Genomic DNA, 23,117 nt, shown 5'->3' on the forward strand with positions numbered 1-23,117 from the left:
GAATGAATTCTCAATAATCCATCCAAATCACGTGGATTGAAACTAAAATTATGGTAAACTTGCATTATTTAAATTTAGTTAATACTTCGATAATGGGGTGATGTCAATGTTTGATTCACTACTGTTTGATCTCATGTTGGTTGTTCTTATTGGGATATTATCGCAATGGGTGGCATGGCGGTTCCGGATGCCGGCGATTGTTGTGATGTCGGTTGCGGGGTTATTGGTCGGGCCAATCTTTGGTTTAATTAACCCGAAAGAGAGTATGGGGGATCTTTTTAGTCCTATTATAACGTTTGCCGTCGCGATTATTTTGTTCGAGGGTAGTTTGAATCTTGATTTTAAAGAAATTAAGGGGTTTAGTAAGCCGGTTGCACGCATCGTCACAGTTGGTGCGTTCATTGCATGGATTGCGGGGTCACTTGCGGCGCATTATTTGGCGGGGCTATCGTGGGCGGTTGCCTTTATTATCGGGGGCCTGTTCATTGTGACGGGTCCTACGGTAATTTTGCCGTTGTTAAGACAGGCGAAGCTAAAGCCACGCCCGGCAGCTATTTTGAAGTGGGAAGGAATTGTTGTCGATCCGTTCGGTGCATTGCTTGCCGTATTTGCGTTCGAGTTCATTAAGTTTTTAAATAAGGAAGCAACATTGACGGCATTGCTGTTATTCTTTGCAGCATCGGCTTTTGCCATTGTTTTAGGTTGGGGCGTTGCGCGCATCGTAGGCAATGCCTTTGAACGAGGGAGCATACCTGAATTTTTAAAGGCACCAGTACTCTTTGCACTCGTCATTTTCACATTCGTTTTTGCAGATGAAATTATGCATGAAACCGGGCTGCTTGCAGTTACTGCGATGGGTATGACAATGGCTAATATGCGTTTGACAACGTTAAATGACATCCGTCATTTCAAGGAAAATATATCTGTACTGCTAATTTCGGGGATTTTCGTCATGTTGACGGCATCACTTAATCCGCAAGTCTTAATTGAAATCTTTAATCCACATATCATTCTATACGTCTTGGCGATGCTGTTTGTTGTCCGACCATTGTCGATTTGGATTTCAACAATGGGTACAGAGTTGAATAATCGTGAAAAGCATCTCATCGCATGGATTGCACCACGGGGGATTGTGGCCCTGACGGTGTCCGGTTATTTTGCCACGATTTTACTTGAAAATGGCTACGAAGATGCGGAATTGTTAACAGCTTTAACGTTCGCGTTAGTATTCTCAACAGTTGTTCTGCATGGTTTCTCGATTGGTTTCCTAGCTAAAAAGTTAAATCTTACGACAACAGATGAATCCGGCGTGCTCATTGTAGGCGGTACCCGATTTGCGGCTGAATTGGCACTATCAGTGAAAGAAACGGGGAATGAAGTATTGCTAATTGACCAATCATGGGCGGGCTTGTCATATGCCCGAAAGCTAGGGTTGAACAGTTTGGTCGGAGATATTCTATCTGAGCAAGTCGAATACCATACGGATTTGACGCCGTATCGCTACATCCTTGCGATGACGAAGACTGATATGTATAATGCGCATATTTGTGCGGACTTCGCACCAGATCTCGGAAGTGATTATTTATTCCAGACAGCTTTTCAAGTTGAAGGGGATGTAGAGTCGTTTACGATTACTGGAGGGCAAATGCTGTTTTCGCCTGCTGTTTCCATCTATGACCTTGAGGAACGGATGAGTGCAGGGCATGTTATTCGAAAAACATTGCTGACGAAGCAGTATAGTTATACGCAATACTTACGTGAACGGGATGATAAATCAATCCTTCTTTATATCCTTCGGGCGGACGGTATGATTGAATTTTTTACACCAGAAATCGAACGTCAGGCTTCCGCGGGTGATGCCATAATTGCCTTGACCTCCCCGGCAAAAATGATTGAACGAGTAAAAGACCGACTTGAGGAGGAAAACGGTGAAACTACTATTCTCTATGAGCAACTAGAGGAGCAATTTATGGGGGATGAAAGAATGGAGAAGCCGATGATTCCAGGTGAAGCCCCTCTTTCTGCAAAATAAGTTTCATTGAGAAGTGGTTGTTTGAGCCGATATTTGGGTCAGCAACCATGATCTTTGGTACGATGGACTATGATCATTAGTTATTAGGAGTGAATATCAGTGAAGGTTTTGTTTGTGGACGGGACCATTATCGGCAGCAAAACAGGTGCTGTTCTCGAAACTGTCAAAGGTTATATTGAAGAAACCGGTTGTGGCTATGAACTAGAGTACTTGAATTTTGCAGACTACAAGCATCAAATTGTCGACGGACGTCCGTTAAGTGAATACAATGATGACATGCAACAGCTTGTCAAAAAGTTCGAAGAGGCAGACGGCTATATAATGGCGTCACCGATTTTCCAAGGGTCAATTCCTGGCGTACTGAAAAATGTTTTCGACATGCTACATCCGCACACAATGCGCTATAAACCGGTATCCATCGTTGCAAATGGCGGTACATACCAACACCATCTTGTCATCGAAAACCAACTGAAGCCAATCCTAGATTACTTCCGTTGTCTTGTAACACCGAACTACGTCTATACACATGCGAGCCATTTTGATAAGGACAATACCATTATCGATGACGACGTGCATAACCGTTTGCGAGAGCTGGCAAGAGTTTTTGTAAAATATGCTGAAATGAGCCAGGATTTATCGAAAGATGTATTGGATGAAAAATAATAAGCTGTGAATGAATCCCGTTGCCCCACTAAGTAGAAAGTTAGTGGGGCAACGGGATTTTTGTTGCTTACAGCCAAAGGTTGAGCAACAAGCAAACAACCCTGTTTTCCTATATAATCAATCTATGAAGAAAGGGGATTTACCAATGTCTAAATCACTTGTATTAGCTGAAAAGCCGTCCGTAGCACGCGATATTGCGCGAGTGCTCGGCTGCAATAAAAAAGGAAATGGCTTTCTTGAAGGCACTAATTATATTGTCACATGGGCGCTAGGCCATCTCGTGACCCATGTGGATCCAGAAGGTTATGGCAATGAATTTAAGGAGTGGAAGCTCGAGCATTTGCCGATTATTCCAGAGCCATTTAAGCTGGTACCGATTCGCCAAACGTCGAAGCAATTTAATGCGGTGAAAGCACAGCTCAAGCGAAATGATGTCAAAGACGTCATTATCGCGACAGATGCGGGACGTGAAGGAGAGCTTGTGGCACGCTGGATTTTGGAGCAGGCGAAAGTTCGTAAGCCTATCAAAAGGTTATGGATTTCTTCGGTTACGGATAAGGCCATTAAAGATGGCTTTAACAATTTGAAAGACGGTCGTGCTTACGACAATTTATATGAAGCGGCGGTTGCTCGTGCGGAAGCGGACTGGGTTGTCGGCATTAATGCGACGCGCGCACTGACAGTAAAATATAATGCACAATTGTCAACGGGGCGTGTGCAGACACCGACGCTTGCGATGATTGCGGAACGAGAGAAACAGATTCGTGATTTCAAGCCGAAATCTTTTTATGGTATGCAAGCATTGACAGAAACAGCAAAATTCACTTGGCATGATAAGGCTGGTCAAACACAGTCGTTTGATAAAGAAGTGATTGAGAAATTGATGAGCAAGCTGGATGGGGTTCAATCTGGCAAAGTGACGGATGTAAAAACGACACCGAAGTCGCAGCCTGCACCGCATTTATTTGATTTAACGGAACTGCAAAAAGAAGCGCATCGTCGTTGGTCATGGTCTGCGAAAGAGACGCTTTCGACATTGCAAAACTTATATGAACACCACAAAGCGGTAACGTATCCACGTACGGATTCCAAGCATTTGACATCGGATATGGAAAGTACGCTGAAAGAGCGCATTAAAGCTGTCGATATAGGACCGTATCGTAAGGCCGTGAATACATTATTGCGTTCGGGCACCATCAAGCCGCAAAAAGGTGTGATTGACGACAAGCGCGTGTCGGATCACCATGCGATTATTCCGACAGAGGAAACGCCGATTTTGCAAAGTTTGTCTGATAAAGAGCAGCGTTTATATGATTTAATCGTCAAACGTTTCTTGGCTGTGTTCTTTGGTTCATTCCGTTATGACCAAGTAACAGCAGAACTGGTGGTAGGCGGAGAAATGTTCAAGGTAAAAGGTCGCGCAATTACTGATGAAGGCTGGAAAAAGGTTTATTCAACAGATGAGGAAGAAATAGATACAGATACACTCCCTTCATTTAACAAAGGGGATGAGGTGAGTATTCGTGCCATTGTAATGACAGATGGACAAACGAAGCCGCCTGCCCGTTTTAATGAAGGGACATTGCTTGCGGCAATGGAAAACCCTGCACAATTCATGCAAGGCGAATCCAAAGAGCTTATCAAAACAATCGGTGAAACAGGTGGCCTCGGAACCGTTGCTACACGTGCCGATGTCATCGAACGGTTATTTAACTCATTCGTGATGGAGAAAAAGGGCAATGATATTTACACAACGTCAAAAGGTCGCCAGCTACTGGATCTCGTTCCCGAAGATTTGAAATCACCGGCACTGACGGCGGAGTGGGAGCAAGGGCTAACAAAAATCGCCAATGGACAGATGAAAAAAGCCGCATTCATGAAAAATATGATCGACTTTTCAAAGCGGACCGTGACAGAAATTAAAACGGATGATAAAAAGTTTAAGCATGATAACGTCACAGGGAAAACATGTCCCGATTGCGGTAAGCTTTTGTTGGAAGTGAATGGCAAGCGTGGCAAGATGCTTGTTTGTCAGGACCGGGAGTGCGGACATCGTAAAAATGTTTCGACACTTACGAACGCAAGATGCCCAGTTTGTAAAAAGAAATTGGAGTTGCGCGGGGAAGGTGACGGCAAGATTTTCGTATGTAAATGTGGTCATCGTGAGAAATTATCAGCATTTGAAAAACGCCGTGAGAATTCTGGCGGTAAGAAAGCCGATAAGCGTGATGTTCAGAAGTACATGAATAAGCAACAAGAACCAGAAAATACAGCAATGGCTGATGCGCTAAAGAAACTATTTGAAAAGTGAGTTTTCGGAGCTTTAGTAGGATTAATTTAGCAGAATAATGCGTGTATAATAAGGGGAATGGATTGTACGGAGGTGAAGGTGCATGAATGCTGTAATGACATTCGCAACGGCAAGTGATCAATTGCAACGTTATGATGCGATTCGGCGTAAAAATGCTGAAAGCGCCTATGATCGTACTGTGCAGTATAACGGACAAAACCAAAAAATACTAGAAAAGCTTGAGGCTTTATTAACCGGGAAGGACGAGCCGCAAGTTGTTCAACCGGGATCGAAAGAATTACAAAAGCTTGGTGCGGGACAGATGGAGCAAGTCGTGCTTCCAATAGGTAAGACGCTAGAAGAAACAATTGGTCTTTGGCAAGATGTGCGAACAGATGCAGTTTCTGTGCCGGAACCAACAACAGCTGATCATCAGCTTGTAGCGACAGCATCAGCGAAAATTGCGCAGATGGAAACGCAAATTGCGTTACAAAAATTGGAGCAGTCAGAATTTGAAACAACGATGGCTAGACAAGCAGCCGAGACGGGAAAAGTAAAATCTTTTGAATTGCCAGCGGGCGTTGATCGAGAAACATTTATTATGCAAAAACGTTTTGAACAAGCAATTTCAACGTATGCTTTCCAAGCGGAGGCCAGGAAAAATGGCTACGAACTGAATAAATCAAAGTTTTCTGCAGTTGCGTAATTACTATTGGAAGGCCACCTAGCAAGGTGGCCTTTTCTGTTGGGGAAGGGAGAAATGGATAAGTGGCAAAACAAAATCGGGCGGCGAAGACGAATGCAGTGAGAATTATAGAAGGGGAAGGCATTCACTATGAACTTATGGGATACGATGCGACAGATGGCTTGTTAGACGGTATTTCTGTGGCGGAAAAAACAGGCCAAGCAGCTGAGAGTGTCTTCAAAACACTAGTAGCGATAGCGGGTCCGCGGGAGTTATTCGTTTTTTTAGTTCCAGTTGTGCTTGAGCTTGATTTGAAAAAAGCGGCAAGAGTAGCTGGCGTGAAAAAATTGGATATGCTGCCTTTAAAAGATTTAACGAAAGAGACGGGCTATATGCGTGGAGGTTGTTCAGCAATTGGTATGAAAAAGCATTATCCGACGTTCATAGATGACTCTGCACAAGATCTGGATTTGATAATTGTGAGTGCAGGAAAAGTGGGGTTACAGATGAAGCTAGCTCCTAAAGAGTTGGCACGTGTAGCAGACGCAGCTTTCTATGATATTGTAAAAGACAGTTAACATGTCTATCAGATAATGACGTGTTACAATGAATAGATTGAAAATCTGACGTTCGTGTGTAACAAGCACGAATGTTCTTTGACGTGTAGAGAGAAGGATTTGTATGCAAAAGATTTTGCTATGGAGATGGACATTTTATTTTATCGGATTAATCGTATTGGCGTTTGGGATTTCAATGACCATTAAAGGACAGCAATTGGGCATTGGACCTTGGGATGTGCTCCATGTTGGATTATATCAGCATTTTGGTTTGACTATTGGGACATGGGGAATCATTACCGGCTTTATCATTATTCTTGCAACAGCTGCCGTATTGAAGGCGTGGCCCCAAATTGGTACATGGCTTAATATGCTGTTGCTTGGTATTTTTATCGACATATTTAACTGGTTAATACCCGATTTTACAGCCTTTGGCGCACAAATGGTAATTTTTATACTAGGTGTTATTGTGATGGGGTACGGTGCTGGTATTTATATTTCACCTAATATTGGTGCAGGTCCGCGTGATAGCCTGATGCTTGTTCTTGTTGAAAAGACGGGAGCTAGTATAAAGAAAGTCCGGACAACACTTGAAGTTGCTGTTGCGATTGTCGGTTGGTTATTTGGTGGTCCAATTGGTATCGGTACTGTGTTAATTGCGTTATTTTTAGGGCAAATCGTTCACTATACATTACCTCAAAGTCGAAAGGTTTTGATGAAAATTATTGGTGAAAAAGATGAGAAGGTTTTGTTTTAATTGAAAAGAGCTACCTCGCAAAGTCAAAAAATGACTTTGTGAGGTAGCTCTTTTTAGTTATTTATGAAGTAACGGACAACGAAACCTTCTTTCTTAACTCTTCGACTTTTACTAAAATAACTAAAAATAATTTACTTTTAGTAAAAGGTGAAATATAATGAAGATGTTTAAAAAAGGTATATATGAAGTTTGTAAAGTTTAAATCAGTTTTCTTTGTAATTCTTGCAGCTATGTTGCTTTTATTCGGTTGTAGTTCATCAGGTGGGGAGAAAGCGGTACTACGAAAGATGGTAAAGTTAAACTCCGTTTTGCTACTTGGGTTGTTGGCGATGCTGTTAACTTGCAACAAGATATGATTGACAAATTCAATGCATCACAGGAGAAAATCCATGTCGTTTTGGAGTCATATGGAAGTGAATATGATACGAAAATTACAGCAGGTATGGGTGCAAAGGATGCTTCAGATATTATCTATATTTGGAACTACCCATAATACAAGGATGCGCTAGAGCCATTGGATTCTTATCTTGAAAAAGAAGGCGCTGAGTACAAAGACAATTTCTATGAAACACTGTGGAACTATAATTCAGCAGATGAAAAATTCTGGGATTACCAGTTGGGTACACGACGCATGTTGTTTACTACAACAAAGCATCATTTAAAGGAATTCATGATCTTCAAATTTTACCAATCATGTCGATTACATTGGTCATGATTATTCCACCAGTTGTTATGTTCCTAATTGCACAAAAATATATTGTCGAAGGAATTAGTGGGTCGATTAAATAATTAAAAATAGCATCATAGAATTTTATATGGAGGAAGATAAAATGCGACGCGAAATGAAAAGATGGGAAGATATCGGGATAACGGGTATCAATAGACTTCCCGCTCATGCTGATTTTTATAGATACGAAACGAAAGAAAACGCACAAACATTTACTAAAGAAAAAAGTATTGGCTATACATTACTAGATGGCGTCTGGAAGTTCTTATTTGTAGATGCACCTGAGCTGTCACCAAAAGGGTTTGAAAAAGAAGACTTCGGCATAGAAAGTTTAGACGATATGGAGGTTCCTTCTAGTTGGCAAATTAAAGGATACGGAAACATGCATTATACAGATGTTTTGTATCCGTTTGCCATCAATCCGCCGTTTGTACCACAGGAAAATCCAACGGGCATCTATTTTAGAGAGCTTGTCGTTTCCGACTTAGCAGATGGTGAAGCACTTATTTTAAAGTTTAATGGCGTCGATTCTGCATTCGATGTTTACATAAACGGACAGCATGTTGGTTTTAGTAAAGTTTCGAGATTACCATCTGAATTCGATATTACAGAATTCGTAAAAGTGGGGAGTAATCGTCTTACTGTTCGAGTCTACCAATTTTCTGATGGGACTTATATAGAAGACCAAGACATGTGGTGGCTTTCTGGTATTTTCAGAAGTGTTGAACTGTTTAAAATCAACAAAGAGACGCTTTGGGATGTTCATGTTGACACACTTCCCGATGCAAACTATGAGAATTTCACATTGAAAATTAGCGGAGCATATTTAACAGATCAAGTAACAGATGTAGTCGCTACGCTTTATCATGATGACAAACAAGTCGACCAGTTTGACGTTGAAGTCATTGATGGGAAGTTTGAAGTGAGTAAAATCCAGGAAAAGCCATTGCTATGGAATGCTGAGGAACCAAACCTATATACACTTCACCTCGAGTACAACATATTAGGCGACAAGGAAATTGTGCCACTGCGCATAGGTTTCCGTGCGATTGAAGTTGTGGACAATGAAATTCGAGTCAATGGAAAACGTGTATTCTTTAATGGTGTCAATCGCCACGACGCACATCCGAAGACAGGTAGAACAGTCAACTACGAGGATATGCTTCAGGATATTAAAATGATGAAACAGTTCAATATCAATGCGGTTCGTACAGCGCACTATCCAAATAATGATGTATTCTACGATCTATGTGATGAATATGGTCTTTACGTCATTGATGAAGCAGACCTTGAATGTCATGGCTTTGAAAATACCGGCAATTACAATTGGATTTCTGATAATGAACTATGGGAAAAGCAATATGTAGATCGAGCAGTACGTATGGTGCAAAGAGATCGTAACCATCCAAGTATTATCATGTGGTCACTCGGGAATGAGTCGGGCGCTGGTAGAAACTTTACGGCTATGTACGATGCGATCAAGGCGATAGATTCTACTCGATTAGTTCATTATGAGGGAGATAGAAATGCGGCATACAGTGATGTTTACACAACGATGTATACACGCTTAAACCGTCTTGAAGAAATCGGCAAGGATGCAGAAGGCAAGAAGCCTCATATTTTATGTGAATATGGACATGCAATGGGAACTGGTCCTGGGGGTTTAACGGAATATCAACAACTTATGAGAAAATATCCTAGATTGCAAGGTGGCTTCATCTGGGAATGGTGTGACCATGGAATTGAGACGACAAACGACAAAGGTGAAACTTACTATTTATATGGCGGAGATTATGGCGATTTCCCGACAAACGGCAACTTCTGTATTGATGGGCTTGTATTCCCGGATAGAACACCGTCACCAGGGCTTTGGGAATATAAAAAAGTAATTGAACCGATTGTCACGGAGGAAGTAAACGTGGCTGAAGGGAAAATTCGTATTAAAAACCTTTACGATTTTAGAAACCTAAGTGGCGTGACCCTTCGCATAGAAGTAAAATCATTCGGTACACTTATCGAAGAAACAGAAATAACATTACCAAGTATCAAAGCGCATGAATCGTTAGATATTAAGCTGCCAGTAGATCTAGCGAAAGCTGCCCAGCATGACGATGTTCGTATCTATGTAAGCTATCTAGAGACGGAAGAGACTCGCTATGCAGAAAAAAATCATGAGATTACAAAAGAAAGCTTCTTATTAGCATCTACGAAAATCGAAAAAGAAGTAAGCTCTATCACTTCAGTAGGATCTGACTTTGTCATTAAGGATGAAGGCGCTCTGCTCACAATTGAAAACGACCAGTTCGAGGCTATTTTCTCTACAGTGTATGGCACACTAGAATCGTTCAAATCTGAAGGGAAAGAAATTATTAACAAAGGACCTGAAGTTACTCTTTGGAGAGCGATTATCGACAATGATATGTACAAAAAGGATGACTGGGTGAATAAATACTTCCTTAAAAATACGAAGGAGCAATTAGCAGAAGTGACGCACGAAGTGACAGCAGATTATGTAGATGTCACAATCACGAAGTTTTTATCTACCGTGAATCAAGCATGGGGCTTCCATCTGACATATCACTATCGTATGACCAAAAATGGTGCCCTGAACATTGATTTACAGGGTGAAAAGGTGTTACGAGGTCATGAAATTCCGGAAATGCTGCCACGAATTGGCGTAACGATGCATCTGAATGAGGATTACAACAACGTTACCTGGTATGGCCGCGGTGATGCTGAATCGTATCAGGATACAAAACGCAGTCAGCCAATTGGCTTATACAGCAAAACTGTTCAAGACATGCATACTGATTATGTGTACCCGCAGGAAAACGGTTCACGCTGTGATACTTCATTCCTGGCGGTAGCAAATGATGAGCAAGGCTATTTGATTAATTTTAAAGAAACATATGATTTTACAATTCATGATTACGAAACAAGTGCGCTTGAAGAGGCGAAGCACCGCGGGAATATTAAAAAGTCACCATTTACAGTATTGACGATTGATTACAAGCAAAGTGGTGTTGGAAGTAATAGTTGTGGTGAGGAACAGTTACCTCCGTATCGAACTGTCATTGAAGACTTCCATCTTCAATTTGAAATTAGAAAAGTAGACAAGAGTAGCTTAGTAGAAGAAAGTAAATTTTTCACAATCCATTAAAAAGTAAGCAGGGGCCCCCCCTGCTTCTTATTTTGTTTGACTAAAGGAGGAGAACCCAGTGAGGTTAAATATTGAGGAAATTCCGTTTTCTAGATTCGGTTCTTATTTTTGTGTATTAAAGGAAAAGGGTACACAGGAAATTTATATACGTGATGTTCATGGTGGTGATGATGCACCATCAAAATTATTTAAATTGGATCTGTTACAGGATGGTATTGAACAACAATTTGATATCGCTGCTACGGAAACGTCTTTGCGCTTTCATTTAGTACAAGATACAGAAAAATATGCGGAAATCATTATTCCAGAAGAAGATGAACTTCATATTGAGGCAAACGGGGTTGAAGTTCGTTTGCAAGCTAGTAAAGTGAAGTACGATACGCTGCACGAATATGAGGATGGCATGTATGAATATCATATTTATCCGAAGGAATTAAAGCTGATGATTAGCAAGCTTTCGGGTGAGATGTCTGTTGATGCACCGTGGAATGTCATTGGCAATGATTATATCGACATTCGCATGCGTAATGGTCACTTTGTCATTGAAAGCTATCGTACCGTGTTTAAGCCGAAAGAGTATGCAAGCTTTCAAGTAGGAAAAGAAAAGGTTGAGACGCTCTATCAGGAGTGGGTAGAAAATAATACTGAGAAAAATGAAGTATACCAAGCTTCAATTGATCGGGCAGCGTATATCACTTGGTCAAGTATCGTTCACCCAGATGGATTATTAAAAAATTATGCTATGTATATGTCAAAGCTTTGGATGTATAACATTTGGTCTTGGGACAATTGCTTTAACGCGTTACATATTGGTGCGAAGTATCCGGAGCTGTCCTATTCTCAGCTAAAGATTTTTATGGACACGCAGGACGAATCTGGAGCATATCCAGACTTTGTTAATGATAAATTTGTATCTTATAACTGCATTAAGCCGCCGGTTTTTGCATACGCTTATGAAAAACTGATGGACATGAATGACTACTTTAAGGAAGAAAGTCGTCTACGAGAAGTATATGAGTCTACCAAAAAAGTAATGCTTTACTTCGATTTATACCGAACGTACGAAGGTAGACTTCCGCATTATAAACACGGGAATGACTCGGGTTGGGATAATTCATCCTTGTTCCATCGTGGAATGCCGGTCGAGGCACCAGATCTTGCTAGTTTTTTAATTCGAACGTATGATATTTTAACGAAATTTGCTAATCTACTTGGAGAAAAGGAAGATGCAAAGCAATTTGCGGAAAAAGCGGATGCACTTTTCGACTTATTAATGAAGCGTCTTTATGATGAACAAGGCTTCTTTGGACGTGTTGGGAAAGATGCTGAGAAAATTGATATCCGCTCCAGTTTGATTTTGCGTTTACCGGTTATAATTGGCTATCGCTTAGACAAACACACCATGGATCTACTTGTAGAAGATCTTGTGGAAAACTTTGAAACGAAGTATGGCTTTGCAACAGAAATGCCATCAAGTCCATTGTATAAGGAAAATGGTTACTGGCTTGGACCGATTTGGGCCCCTGTTACTTACCTTTTTATTGATTCATTAAAGAGTTTTGGTTACAGTGAGATTGGAGAAAGAATTAAAGAAAAATATCTAAATCTCACACTTGTCGGCGGTATGGCAGAAAACTTTGATCCGCATAGTGGAAAAGGGCTCGTCGATACTTCCTTTACTTGGACATCAAGTGTGTTCCTATCGTTAATCGCAAGTAAATAGCAAAGTAGGTATGTTAAATGGCGACACTTAAAGATATAGCAGATTTAGCACAGGTTTCTATGGCAACGGTTTCTCGCGTGTTAAATTATGACGAGACACTCAATGTGACCCCTGAAACAAGAAGGCGAGTTTTCGAATCGGCAGAAGAACTAAACTATGTCATCACCTCGAAGCCTAAAAAAGTGAAAAAGAAAGGGAGCATTGGACTCTACTATTCTTTTTCGCTTGAAGAAGAACTGGTGGATACATATTATCTTTCGATTCGTGTAGCACTAGAAAAACATCTGAAAAGCATGGAGATGGGATACGTCAAAATTTCTAAAGACGACACGAAAAAAAGTCTTTCGAAATTAGATGGAATCATCTGTCTCGGAACTTTTAAAAAAGCAGATATCGAACTGATTAAGAGCTTTGATAAACCGACTGTGTTTGTAGATGTAAACCCTGATGAAAATCATTTTGACGCAGTGGTGATTGATTTTAATTCGGCAACGAAAAGTGCGCTCAACTATTTAGTAGATTTAGGTCATAAAAATATCGGCTTTATAGGTGGCATTGACACTGATATGTTTGGCAATCGATTCAAAGATTTACGGCAAGACGTCTTTGAAGCCTACTTGATGGAAAAAGGGATTTTTAAAGAAGAATTCGTTAAAATCGGGGGCTACAATCCAAAGGATGGCTACCAGATTTTAAAGGAAATGTTAAACCAAAATGAAAAACCAACAGCTCTATTTGTCGCAAATGATTCAATTGCAATAGGATGCTACAAAGCAGCCCACGAACTAGGTGTTAACATTCCAGAGGATCTCAGTATTGTCGGTTTCAATGATGTTTCCTCTGCGCAATACATGTTTCCTCCGCTAACCACGGTGAAGCTGTACACAGAAATCATGGGAGAATCCGCGGTCGACTTGCTACTTGAGCGAATTGCAACAAAACGGGAAATATGTAAAAAAATCACTATTCATACGAAGCTTATTAAAAGAGAAAGTGCGACGAAGGCGAAAGAGTAATCACGAGACACAAGTTTCATAGGTGAATATGTACAAGTAGTTATTTAAAGCGCGCGCAATGATGCCGTGCTTTTTTTTGTTGCCCGTGCATAGGCTAATCGTATGTAAAGAAAGGATGGTCGACATGTACGGAACGATAACCCAATACATGGGGACAGCCTATACAGGCCATGGAATTTCCCATAAATACGATAAACTGATTGCGGTAGCTTCGGAAACTGTTTTTTTGAAATGCCCACCGACAAATATGCTGTCAGCTATCTTGCATGAAATTTCGATGAACTATGTGAAGCGAGGATTTGACGTTGATAAGTTTATGGACCCGGTACAGCCAGAAAAAACAGATGCAATTTATGTAAAGGGCCCGAATCTGCTTTTCATCCAGGCCTCACACCCTGTTGCTCTTGAACCTGCGGAAATCGGTGGAAGGCATCGTGTGATTAGCTTTTACGATATTTATGATGAAGAAAAATTGCGTGAACGCAACGGATTGGTTGTAGAAAGTTTAGTAGAGGCAGAAGCGGCGCTGCGAAAAGCCTTGGCAGCCTTGAAAGATGCCAAGGGAATTCATGATGAATGGGAAGCCGTCAACATTAAGCGAATGATGTGGGAGCAACATGAAAACCTGATCAAGTCGTTGAAGGAAGAACTTTTTGGAACCATTAAGTTGAATAAAAAAACAACTGTTTCACACAGGTTGATTGGTTCACTGACGTCTGGCGGGGCGCAAGATTTTATTCCTTCGATTACGAAAGGCTTGGAGCGGCGTATACTCATTAAAGGGCTTCCTGGAACAGGGAAATCGACGCTAATGAAAGCGCTAGGAACTGAAGCGGAAAAACGTGGATTTGATGTTCTTTATGGTTGGTGTGGATTGGATGCAAATAGTATAGATCTTATTCAGCTACCTGAATTATCGGTCTGTCTTCTTGATGCGACAGCTCCACACATCTATGACATCGAACGCCCGGGAGATGAATTGCTAGACATCGTTCAGATGTGCGAGGAAGATCCGGCAGCGGAGAAGGAGATCGGTTTGATTAGCGAGGCTTATAAAGAAAAAATGCTAGATGCAACAGGTTATATGCAGGCCTATGCACAAGCTGAAAATAGAATGAAAGTGACGATGGATTCGGCCATTAAGCCAGCGATATTTGAATCGAAATCCAAGGGGTTATTGGAATTACCTTAATCAATTACGAATCGAACAGCGAAGGGTTCGATTTGCCGTATTTCTGTGTTCTTTGCAGAAATTAAGGCACTTTCAGGACGTCGCGTACTTAGGTTGCGCTCCCCTTAAAAATCCTCTGAATGAAAATAGGATGCTCATTAATCAACGAATTGGGCCAACGTGTGATAAAATGAAAGCATCATTTGTTTGAAAGGAAGATTATTTTGTCAAAAGTACTCGATGCATTTTTACAGGAAAATTTAAAAGATCTACGCGATCAAGGTTTATACAACGAAATCGAACCTGTCGAAGGTCCGAATGGCCCGGTTATTAAAATTAAAGGAAAAAATCTTATTAATTTATCATCTAATAATTATCTTGGACTGGCAACAGATGAAGATTTGAAAAAGCTAGCGATTGCCGCTACGACTAAATACGGCGTAGGTGCAGGAGCAGTTCGTACGATTAACGGAACACTTGATATTCATATTGAGCTGGAAAAAAAGCTTGCGGCATTTAAAGGGACAGAAGCAGCGATTTCTTATCAGTCTGGCTTCAACTGTAATATGGCAGCAATTTCTGCTGTCATGAGTAAGAAAGATGCGATTCTATCAGACGAATTGAATCATGCTTCTATCATTGATGGCTGCCGTTTATCGGGTGCGAAAATCATTCGCCTGAAGCACCAAGATATGGATGATTTGCGAGCGAAAGCAAAGGAAGCGACAGAGTCAGGCTTGTATGAAAAAGTCATGTATATTACGGATGGTGTGTTCTCGATGGATGGCAATATTGCCAATCTGCCGGAAATCGTGAAAATCGCCAAAGAATTTGATTTGATCACGTATGTGGATGATGCGCATGGTTCAGGCGTGACAGGCCAAGGGAAAGGGACTGTGAAACATTTCGGTCTCGAAAAAGAAATTGATTTCCAAATTGGGACGTTGTCGAAAGCGATCGGCGTCGTAGGCGGGTACGTGGCGGGTTCACAGCAACTCATCGATTGGTTGAAAGTACGTTCTCGTCCGTTCCTATTCTCGACTGCACTACCTGCTGGAGATGTTGCGGCAATTATGGGTGCGCTCGATAAAATTACAGAATCCACAGTGCTACATGATAAGCTGTGGGATAATGGTAACTACTTAAAAGAAGGACTCGCTAAGCTTGGCTTCAATATCGGTGCTTCAGAGACGCCGATTACACCATGTATTATTGGTGAAGAAAAGCTGACGCAACAATTTTCAAGTCGTTTGGCTGAAGAAGGTGTCTATGCAAAATCGATTATCTTCCCGACAGTTGCCAAAGGAAAAGGGCGCGTTCGTAATATGCCAACTGCAGCTCACACGAAAGAAATGCTTGATGAAGCACTTGCTGTTTACGAAAAAGTAGGTAAAGAGCTAGGTGTTATCAATTAATCAATAATGAACCCTGGATGGCGAATAAGCTGTCCGGGGTTTATTGTAAAGGAGAACTTTAAATGACGTTTGAAGAAGTGATGGCTGAGCTTGAGGCATATGGCGATGAACAGACGAAGAAAACGTTCTTGAATCATGGTGCAGCAGAACCACTTTTCGGAGTGCGTGTAGGCGATATGAAGAAAATTTTGAAGCATATAAAGAAAGACCAAGATTTAGCGTTACGTTTGTATGACACGGGTAATTATGATGCGATGTATTTGGCGGGGCTTGCGGTTAATCCTAAATTATTGTCTGAAGATGATTTGAGGCGTTGGGCTGACAAGGCGAGCTGGTATGCGGTTGCAGAATACACAATCGGATGGGTTGCAGGTGAAAGTCCATATGCACTTAAACTTGCGCGCGAATGGATGACAGCTGACCGGGAGATGCTTGCCGTTGCAGGTTGGAGTACATACGCTAATTACATCATGTATGCAGGAGCCGAGGAGCTGGATTTGGATGAAATCCGTTCACTCCTTGTACAAGTTCAACAAACAATCCACCAAGCACCGAACCGAGTCCGTTATGTCATGAATCAATTCATCATTTGCGTTGGGTCTTATGTGCCGGAACTTCGTGATGTAGCAAAAAGTGTCGCAGAGACAGTTGGCAAAGTACATGTTGATGTCGGAAATACAGCATGTAAAGTGCCGATTGCAACGGATTATATCGAGAAAGTCCTGGCACGCGGCGAGCCGAAGAAAAAGAAAACGCTCCGTTGCTAATGAAAAATGAAAAAAAGCACATACTTTTATAAACAGAAAAAGCTCACATCATTATGTGGGCTTTTTCTGTTGGGCTTATGTAAAATCTCCGTTGTCATGACGCCTCATTATGTGATGCAATATGTAGCGTTGCATGCCGACTGCACTGTTAATCGATTGATTCATCTCGGAACGGTAGTCGTCTTGGTTCCCACGTTTAAGTGCCGCGTACGCCTTCAAGGAATGAACCATCCAAGGAGTATGTAATTTAGCGAGGGATTCACTTGCTGCATCGAAGTTGTTATTCATGACATACGCATGGCCGGAATAATAATCTTGATATTCCTGCCCAGTGATTTTTTTAGCATGTGCTAAAAGAGTAGATGGATTCCGTTGGAATAAAGCAAGATTTGCACCATAAATGTCCCGCATATCTTGTTGTGTATATGTATTCATAATTCTTTTTAATGTCTGTTCGATATCCTCTTTGCTGCCGTGTGCCATCGCATAGGCATACCCGAAGATTGGCTTTTGATGATTATTCGAGATGTATCGGTCAATTGTGCGCAATGACTTTGAGCGATAGATGATATAGATCGGTCGGATAACCATGACCAATATATATAGCATAAGAATAATGAAAATGGTTATCCACTTAGGTACTCCAATGATCTGGAGCACAACTGTGATGAGCGTTACGCTTGCAATGAGAAGAATGAGTTTGAATACTCTTGAAAGGATGGGAGATTTATTTTTTTGCATGCAATAGGCACCTCGCGTTTTTCTTTCATTATACCAGAAAAATCCGCCAGAAATTTACTCGCGTAATAATCAGCATTGTCTTTTCGGTGAGAACGTTTTATAATGAGTTGGCACGATAGAATCAATGAAATAATGGAAATTAAATATCGGTGTACTCCCCAAAAATACAAATGTTCAAAGGTGAGGAGCAATTAATATGAAGAAAATCATGGTAACTGGAGCGCTTGGTCAAATTGGTTCAGAATTGATTACAAAGCTTCGTTCAGAATATGGCACGGATAATGTGTTGGCGACAGATATACGACGTACGGATTCAATGACAGATGGTCCTTTTGAAATTTTAGATGTCACAGATGCAGCTAAAATGCATGCGCTTGCAAAAGATTTCGGTGCAGATACGATGATGCATATGGCGGCATTATTGTCAGCTAAAGCGGAGGAACAGCCATTGTTCGCATGGAATCTCAATATGGGTGGGCTGATGAACGCGCTTGAAGTATCGCGTGAACTAGATTTGCAATTTTTCACACCGAGTTCAATTGGTGCATTTGGTCCTTCGACGCCAAAAGTAGATACTCCGCAGGATACTTTACAGCGCCCAACAACGATGTATGGTGTCAATAAAGTCGCGGGTGAATTATTATGCGATTATTATTATCATAAATTTGGACTGGATACACGCGGCGTTCGATTCCCAGGGCTAATTTCGTATGTAGCGCAGCCAGGTGGCGGAACGACGGATTATGCGGTCGATATTTATTACAAAGCGCTTGAACAAGGGAAGTACACATCGTATATTGCCGAAGGTACTCACATGGATATGATGTACATGCCCGACGCATTGCAGGCAATTGTTAGTTTAATGGAAGCGGATTCTTCGAAATTGATTCATCGCAACGCATTTAACGTAACGGCAATGAGCTTTGAGCCGTCGCAAATCGCCGCTTCCATTCGCAAGCAAATGCCAACATTTGAAATGGACTACAATGTCGATCCAGTACGCCAGGCGATTGCCGATAGCTGGCCGGATTCTATCGATCCATCAGCAGCTGTCCAGGAATGGGGATTCAAAGCAGATTATGATTTGGATAAAATGACGGTGGATATGCTGGCGAAATTGAAAGTGAAATTGAATGCTTGATGTGATTACCGCAGGAGTGATTCTGCGGTTTTTTTGCGCAAAGAAAGTGTCTCCGCACGCAAAAAGAGTGCTTCCGCGCGCAAAGAAAAGCCTCGCAACAAGTTGCGAGGCCTTCATATTTCATCAAAATAGTAAATGGGCAACACCTGCGACGATTGGCAATGCAATCAATGTACGCAATAGGAATATAACAAGTAGATCCAGGAAGTTAACCGGAATTTTTGATCCGAGAATTAATCCGCCGACTTCTGACATGTAAATTAACTGGACAACAGAAATTGTTGCAATAACGAATAGTGTCAATTGCGACGTAATCACACCATCAGCCAAAATAACCGGCAAGAACATGTCCGCAAACCCAACAACCATTGTTTGTGCAGCCGCTTGTGCCTCTGGAATACCAAGAACGGATAAAATCGGTTCGAACGGCTTTCCTAAAATCGTGAATACACTTGTATATTCAGCAAGAACTAGGGCAATCGTACCGAACGCCATCACGACAGGAGCAACGCCGATCCACATATCGAAGACGTTTTTCATACCATCTTTTACAACGTTGCCAAGGGAACGGTTTTTATCAGCTGTTTCAAGTGCTTTTTCAAGCCCATGACTCACGACGTTATAGCCTTTAGGTAATCTTTCTTCATCACCTGTAAAGGGTCTGCCATCGATATACTCATCATTTTTACCGGCAAGTGGATAAAGACGTGGCATAATAAATGCTAGAATCAATCCCGTAACCACAACGGTTGCGTAAAATGGCAGGAAGTACTCAGACATGCCGACTGTATCAATAATAACGAGCGAAAATGTGATTGAAACTACCGAAAATGTCGTTCCGATAATCGCGGCTTCTTTTTTCGTATAAAAGCCCTCTTCGTACTGTTTACTTGTTAATAAAACACCGATCGTTCCATCCCCAATCCATGATGTTAATGCATCAATTGAAGAACGACCCGGTAATTTGAAAACGGGACGCATGACTTTTACCATCATTGTTCCGAAAAATTCAAGTAACCCGAAATTGAGTAGTAGTGGTAATAGTAATCCTGCGAACAAGAAAATCGTGAATAGGAATGACACTAGCCCGTCTGGTGCGAGAAGGAGTCCACCTGTATTTTCATTCCAAATCGCTTCTGGGCCAACTTGGAACGTCACCATGATTGCGAATATAGCACCGATAATACGAGTCACTGTCCAAAATGGTGTTACTTTGAATAAATTGACCATAAATGATGGCTTGGCATGATCAGCCCTAACAAATAAAAATAACAACGAGCCGATGGCAGCGATTACAATAATAATCATTGCAGTCATTGGCATGGCAGGTTCGAGAGCTACCGATAAAATGTTGGCAAATTTAGCAATTGGTACTTTCCACTCATCCCCGAATTTTACTGGAATCATGAACAGAATAATTCCTAGAATAGATGGAATCAGAAAATAAAACCATGTAGATAAAGAAAACTTTTTCATATGCATCCCCCTGTTTATAACAAATCACCATGTATACTATGAATATTTATACATACTAACCTGTTTCATTTCCTTTGTAAATAGAGTATATCCTATTTCTATTTTTCGGTCTATTCTTTGTTATAAAAAAAGTTACAGTCCGCTAGACTGTAACCCCTCTTCTCTTATGTCATTCAAAATCCCGATCCCAATTGTACGTATAGAAACGCTCATTATTGAGCCATTTTAACGCTTCGGGATCTTGTGCTGCTAATTTCTGTTCCATTTCCTTCATCATCCAAACGGTTTGCGATGCATGAGCATTCAGTGTAGCAATTTTTTTAGCGGAAACTGCTGACACATCGTGGATGACATCGGGTTGGCCAAGTACTTCAACTGTATTGTTTGAAAAAGCAATCGTATAAACGACAGGGCGCTCTGTTTCAGCAATGCGTCTCACGGCACGAATAACTGCACGGGCAGAAGCATCATGATCGGGATGGACGGACAGACCCGGGTAGAATGAAATGATTAGGGAAGGATTCGTTTCTTCGATTAAATCGGTTACGAGTTGAATCATTTTTTCATCATCTTCAAATTCAATGGTCTTGTCGCGTAAGCCCATCATGCGTAAGTCGTCGAGTCCCATTGCTTCACATGCTTTTTGAAGTTCGCCTTTACGAATTTGCGGCAACGTTTCACGGTTAGCGAATGGTGGGTTACCAAAGTTACGTCCCATCTCCCCAAGTGTTAAGCAGGCATAGGTGACGGGCACGTCCATCTCTCGGTAAGATGCAATGGTGCCAGAGACGCCGAATGCTTCATCGTCTGGATGGGGTAATACAACAAGTACGTGACGTTCTTTTTTTATCATCAAAAGTGCCTCCTTAATATGTGAACGGTGTCTCGCTTATTTCAAGCGCGACTGCAAGCTTTCCTTCTGGATCAAGGCCTGCCATTAGCAAACGCCCATGTTCGTCAAGCTTATAATGCGTGATGCCCTGCGCATAAATCCAGCCAGATGGCAGTTTTAAACCGATGCGATGTGGCGCATCACCGGCAACTTTACCTAGTTCGAATTTAACAACGACATTACGAATAAATGCACCCACATTGAAAAAACCTTCATTGAAATGGGAGGCGTATGAGCCGTTTGTTGTTTCGAGATGAATGTAGACATCTTTATTGGCGAAGGAAGTAATGAGTTCCTGTAAATGATCGGGTTTTACTATTTCCATGAGTAATCCTCCTTAACACTGGTACTGTGCTTCTTAGTTAGTATATAGAAAAAAAGTATTGAATGCGATTGACGCGGCTTGAGTCACTACGAGGTATATGTAAATAAAAAACGACCGAGAAACCATTCCCCGGCCGTTACGTTTATGCATTATACTTCTGTTGTCGTAATCTCCGGTGCATCAAAACGATTTTTTGCACCGTGCATAACAGGACCGACGTAGTCATTTAGTTTCCAACCGTTAGCAATTGCTGCGGACACGAATTTTTTTGCTTCCAACACAGCTTCGTTCACTGCTAGACCATTGGCTAGATTTGCTGTGATGGCTGCTGCAAACGTACAGCCCGCGCCGTGGTTATAATGTGTTGCTGTTTTTTCTGCTTCAAGCAACGTGAATGTTGTACCATCGTAGAATAGGTCAACTGCTTTATCATGCTCAAGCTGTTTGCCACCTTTGATGACGACATTACGAGCGCCGAGTGAATGAATTTTTCTAGCTACTGTTTTCATTTCTTCAATCGTTTTTGGTGTTGTTGTACCTGCAAGTTGTCCGGCTTCAAACAAGTTTGGTGTCACAATTTCCGCTTTTGGCAGAAGGAATTCCACCATTGCATTGACTGTCCCGGGATTCAGCACTTCATCTTCACCTTTACAAACCATAACCGGGTCGACGACAACATGGTCAAGACCAGATTCCGCAATGGCGTTGCCTGCGATTTGGATGATTTCTTCTGTGCTCAGCATGCCTGTTTTAATGGCGTCAATCCCAGTTGATAGAGCTGTTTTAATTTGCGCTTTCAATACATCAACTGGCAATGAATACACGCCGTGTGACCAGTTGTTATCTGGATCCATCGTGACAACAACCGTAACAGCTGTCATGCCATATGTGCCGTGCTCCTGGAATGTTTTTAAGTCGGCCTGAATACCAGCGCCGCCTGATGTATCGGATCCTGCGATTGTTAACGTTTTTTTCAATGACATAACGTGGAAGTCTCCTTTTAGTTGGAATGAACTATGAATGTATCTTATCAAATAAATCAAAAATTACAAAGGTTGAATGTCTTCGGCTGTCATCATTTTTACAACGGAGTACACAAGAAGCGTTGTAATTAGGAATAGCACAACCGCGCTTATGAAATGTCCGTTCAGCGTCAGCCCGATAGCAAGTGCAAAAAGAACGAAGGTGCCACATCCAAAAAGAATGAGGAAAATAATGAGCCCAATATTTTTAGAGCGTTCGGGTATGCTGTCGTTCTGTTTTGCGGCAGCGGTTATCTTTTTTATTTTTTCTCGTAACTGCATATCGGCCATGTGCATCACTGCTACTAAAAACATAGAAAAACGTGTAAGTTCTTCTACGCTAGACAATTTCCTGCTTCTTCGTACCCCGCCTCGCCACTTGCTCGCTACTACAGTTGGTTTAGCACTCCACAGGCGTAAATTCGGATGTAGCCCACCCTACATATACACGTTATCGTTGTGTGATAATCGTGTATTCTTTTGCGTATTTCAAATTTAAACTGGCATTAAAATCCCGGTCAAGAACCGTATCGCAATTATCGCAGGAAAATGTCCGT

21 protein-coding genes are annotated in these 23,117 nt (G+C 41.5%); 14 read left to right on the forward strand and 7 right to left on the reverse strand.

The annotated features are described in order from the left end of the window. Nucleotides 1–106 precede the first annotated feature (106 nt). From R2B72_RS03835 to R2B72_RS03895, 13 genes are all read left to right on the forward strand, one after another. Nucleotides 107–2,032 (forward strand): sodium:proton antiporter, encoded by a 1,926-nt coding sequence (locus R2B72_RS03835; protein ID WP_318614928.1) that lies wholly within the window; start codon nt 107–109, stop codon nt 2,030–2,032. 99 nt (nt 2,033–2,131) lie between these two features. Next, on the forward strand, nt 2,132–2,695 hold the full coding sequence (locus tag R2B72_RS03840; protein WP_318614929.1) for an NAD(P)H-dependent oxidoreductase: 564 nt from the start codon (nt 2,132–2,134) through the stop codon (nt 2,693–2,695). A gap of 145 nt (nt 2,696–2,840) precedes the next feature. Further along, complete coding sequence (locus R2B72_RS03845) at nt 2,841–5,006, forward strand: DNA topoisomerase III (RefSeq protein WP_318614930.1); 2,166 nt, start codon at nt 2,841–2,843, stop codon at nt 5,004–5,006. 82 nt (nt 5,007–5,088) lie between these two features. Beyond that, entirely contained in the window at nt 5,089–5,691 is a 603-nt protein-coding gene (locus R2B72_RS03850) for a hypothetical protein (protein WP_318614931.1), read from the forward strand. Nucleotides 5,692–5,753: 62 nt separating this feature from the next. After that, nucleotides 5,754–6,248, forward strand: a complete 495-nt coding sequence (ybaK, locus tag R2B72_RS03855) for a Cys-tRNA(Pro) deacylase (protein ID WP_318614932.1) — start codon at nt 5,754–5,756, stop codon at nt 6,246–6,248. 103 nt (nt 6,249–6,351) lie between these two features. Continuing rightward, nucleotides 6,352–6,984 (forward strand): YitT family protein, encoded by a 633-nt coding sequence (locus R2B72_RS03860; protein WP_318614934.1) that lies wholly within the window; start codon nt 6,352–6,354, stop codon nt 6,982–6,984. Nucleotides 6,985–7,324: 340 nt separating this feature from the next. Next, nucleotides 7,325–7,477: a hypothetical protein gene (locus R2B72_RS03865; RefSeq protein WP_318614936.1), complete on the forward strand. Its 153-nt coding sequence runs from the start codon at nt 7,325–7,327 to the stop codon at nt 7,475–7,477. Nucleotides 7,478–7,814: 337 nt separating this feature from the next. After that, the gene (locus tag R2B72_RS03870) at nt 7,815–10,871 is read left to right on the forward strand and encodes a glycoside hydrolase family 2 TIM barrel-domain containing protein (protein WP_318614938.1); all 3,057 of its coding nucleotides are present in this window, start codon (nt 7,815–7,817) and stop codon (nt 10,869–10,871) included. A gap of 58 nt (nt 10,872–10,929) precedes the next feature. Next, the gene (locus R2B72_RS03875) at nt 10,930–12,594 is read left to right on the forward strand and encodes an amylo-alpha-1,6-glucosidase (protein WP_318614939.1); all 1,665 of its coding nucleotides are present in this window, start codon (nt 10,930–10,932) and stop codon (nt 12,592–12,594) included. Between the two features lie 17 nt (nt 12,595–12,611). Continuing rightward, entirely contained in the window at nt 12,612–13,610 is a 999-nt protein-coding gene (locus R2B72_RS03880; protein ID WP_318614941.1) for a LacI family DNA-binding transcriptional regulator, read from the forward strand. 124 nt (nt 13,611–13,734) lie between these two features. Further along, nucleotides 13,735–14,802 (forward strand): hypothetical protein, encoded by a 1,068-nt coding sequence (locus tag R2B72_RS03885; RefSeq protein ID WP_318614942.1) that lies wholly within the window; start codon nt 13,735–13,737, stop codon nt 14,800–14,802. A 203-nt stretch (nt 14,803–15,005) separates the two neighbouring features. Beyond that, a complete protein-coding gene (locus R2B72_RS03890; protein WP_318614944.1) occupies nt 15,006–16,196 on the forward strand; it encodes a glycine C-acetyltransferase in 1,191 nt (396 codons plus the stop codon). A 62-nt stretch (nt 16,197–16,258) separates the two neighbouring features. Further along, nucleotides 16,259–16,963: a DNA alkylation repair protein gene (locus tag R2B72_RS03895; RefSeq protein WP_318614945.1), complete on the forward strand. Its 705-nt coding sequence runs from the start codon at nt 16,259–16,261 to the stop codon at nt 16,961–16,963. Nucleotides 16,964–17,038: 75 nt separating this feature from the next. On the opposite strand, the gene R2B72_RS03900 is transcribed toward R2B72_RS03895, so the two are convergent. Next, nucleotides 17,039–17,704 carry a hypothetical protein gene (locus tag R2B72_RS03900; RefSeq protein ID WP_318614946.1) on the reverse strand — a complete coding sequence of 222 codons (666 nt, stop codon included), beginning with the start codon at nt 17,702–17,704 and terminating at the stop codon, nt 17,039–17,041. A 196-nt stretch (nt 17,705–17,900) separates the two neighbouring features. On the opposite strand from R2B72_RS03900, the gene R2B72_RS03905 reads away from it, so the two are divergent. Further along, complete coding sequence (locus R2B72_RS03905; protein WP_318614947.1) at nt 17,901–18,845, forward strand: L-threonine 3-dehydrogenase; 945 nt, start codon at nt 17,901–17,903, stop codon at nt 18,843–18,845. A gap of 123 nt (nt 18,846–18,968) precedes the next feature. Here R2B72_RS03905 and R2B72_RS03910 read toward each other — a convergent pair whose 3' ends face one another. The 6 genes from R2B72_RS03910 to R2B72_RS18620 all read right to left on the reverse strand — a co-directional run. Next, on the reverse strand, nt 18,969–20,321 hold the full coding sequence (locus R2B72_RS03910) for a YjiH family protein (protein ID WP_318614949.1): 1,353 nt from the start codon (nt 20,319–20,321) through the stop codon (nt 18,969–18,971). Between the two features lie 169 nt (nt 20,322–20,490). Continuing rightward, the gene (bshB2, locus tag R2B72_RS03915) at nt 20,491–21,177 is read right to left on the reverse strand and encodes a bacillithiol biosynthesis deacetylase BshB2 (RefSeq protein ID WP_318614950.1); all 687 of its coding nucleotides are present in this window, start codon (nt 21,175–21,177) and stop codon (nt 20,491–20,493) included. Between the two features lie 10 nt (nt 21,178–21,187). Continuing rightward, entirely contained in the window at nt 21,188–21,538 is a 351-nt protein-coding gene (locus R2B72_RS03920; RefSeq protein WP_318614952.1) for a YojF family protein, read from the reverse strand. 149 nt (nt 21,539–21,687) lie between these two features. Continuing rightward, complete coding sequence (gene thiD, locus R2B72_RS03925) at nt 21,688–22,521, reverse strand: bifunctional hydroxymethylpyrimidine kinase/phosphomethylpyrimidine kinase (protein WP_318614953.1); 834 nt, start codon at nt 22,519–22,521, stop codon at nt 21,688–21,690. A 63-nt stretch (nt 22,522–22,584) separates the two neighbouring features. Next, a complete protein-coding gene (locus R2B72_RS03930; RefSeq protein WP_318614955.1) occupies nt 22,585–22,908 on the reverse strand; it encodes a hypothetical protein in 324 nt (107 codons plus the stop codon). A 103-nt stretch (nt 22,909–23,011) separates the two neighbouring features. Continuing rightward, nucleotides 23,012–23,117: zinc ribbon domain-containing protein (locus R2B72_RS18620; RefSeq protein WP_412177793.1), on the reverse strand; the 106-nt coding region annotated here is incomplete at its 5' end.

Source organism: Sporosarcina sp. YIM B06819 (assembly GCF_033485175.1).
Lineage (GTDB): Bacteria > Bacillota > Bacilli > Bacillales_A > Planococcaceae > Sporosarcina.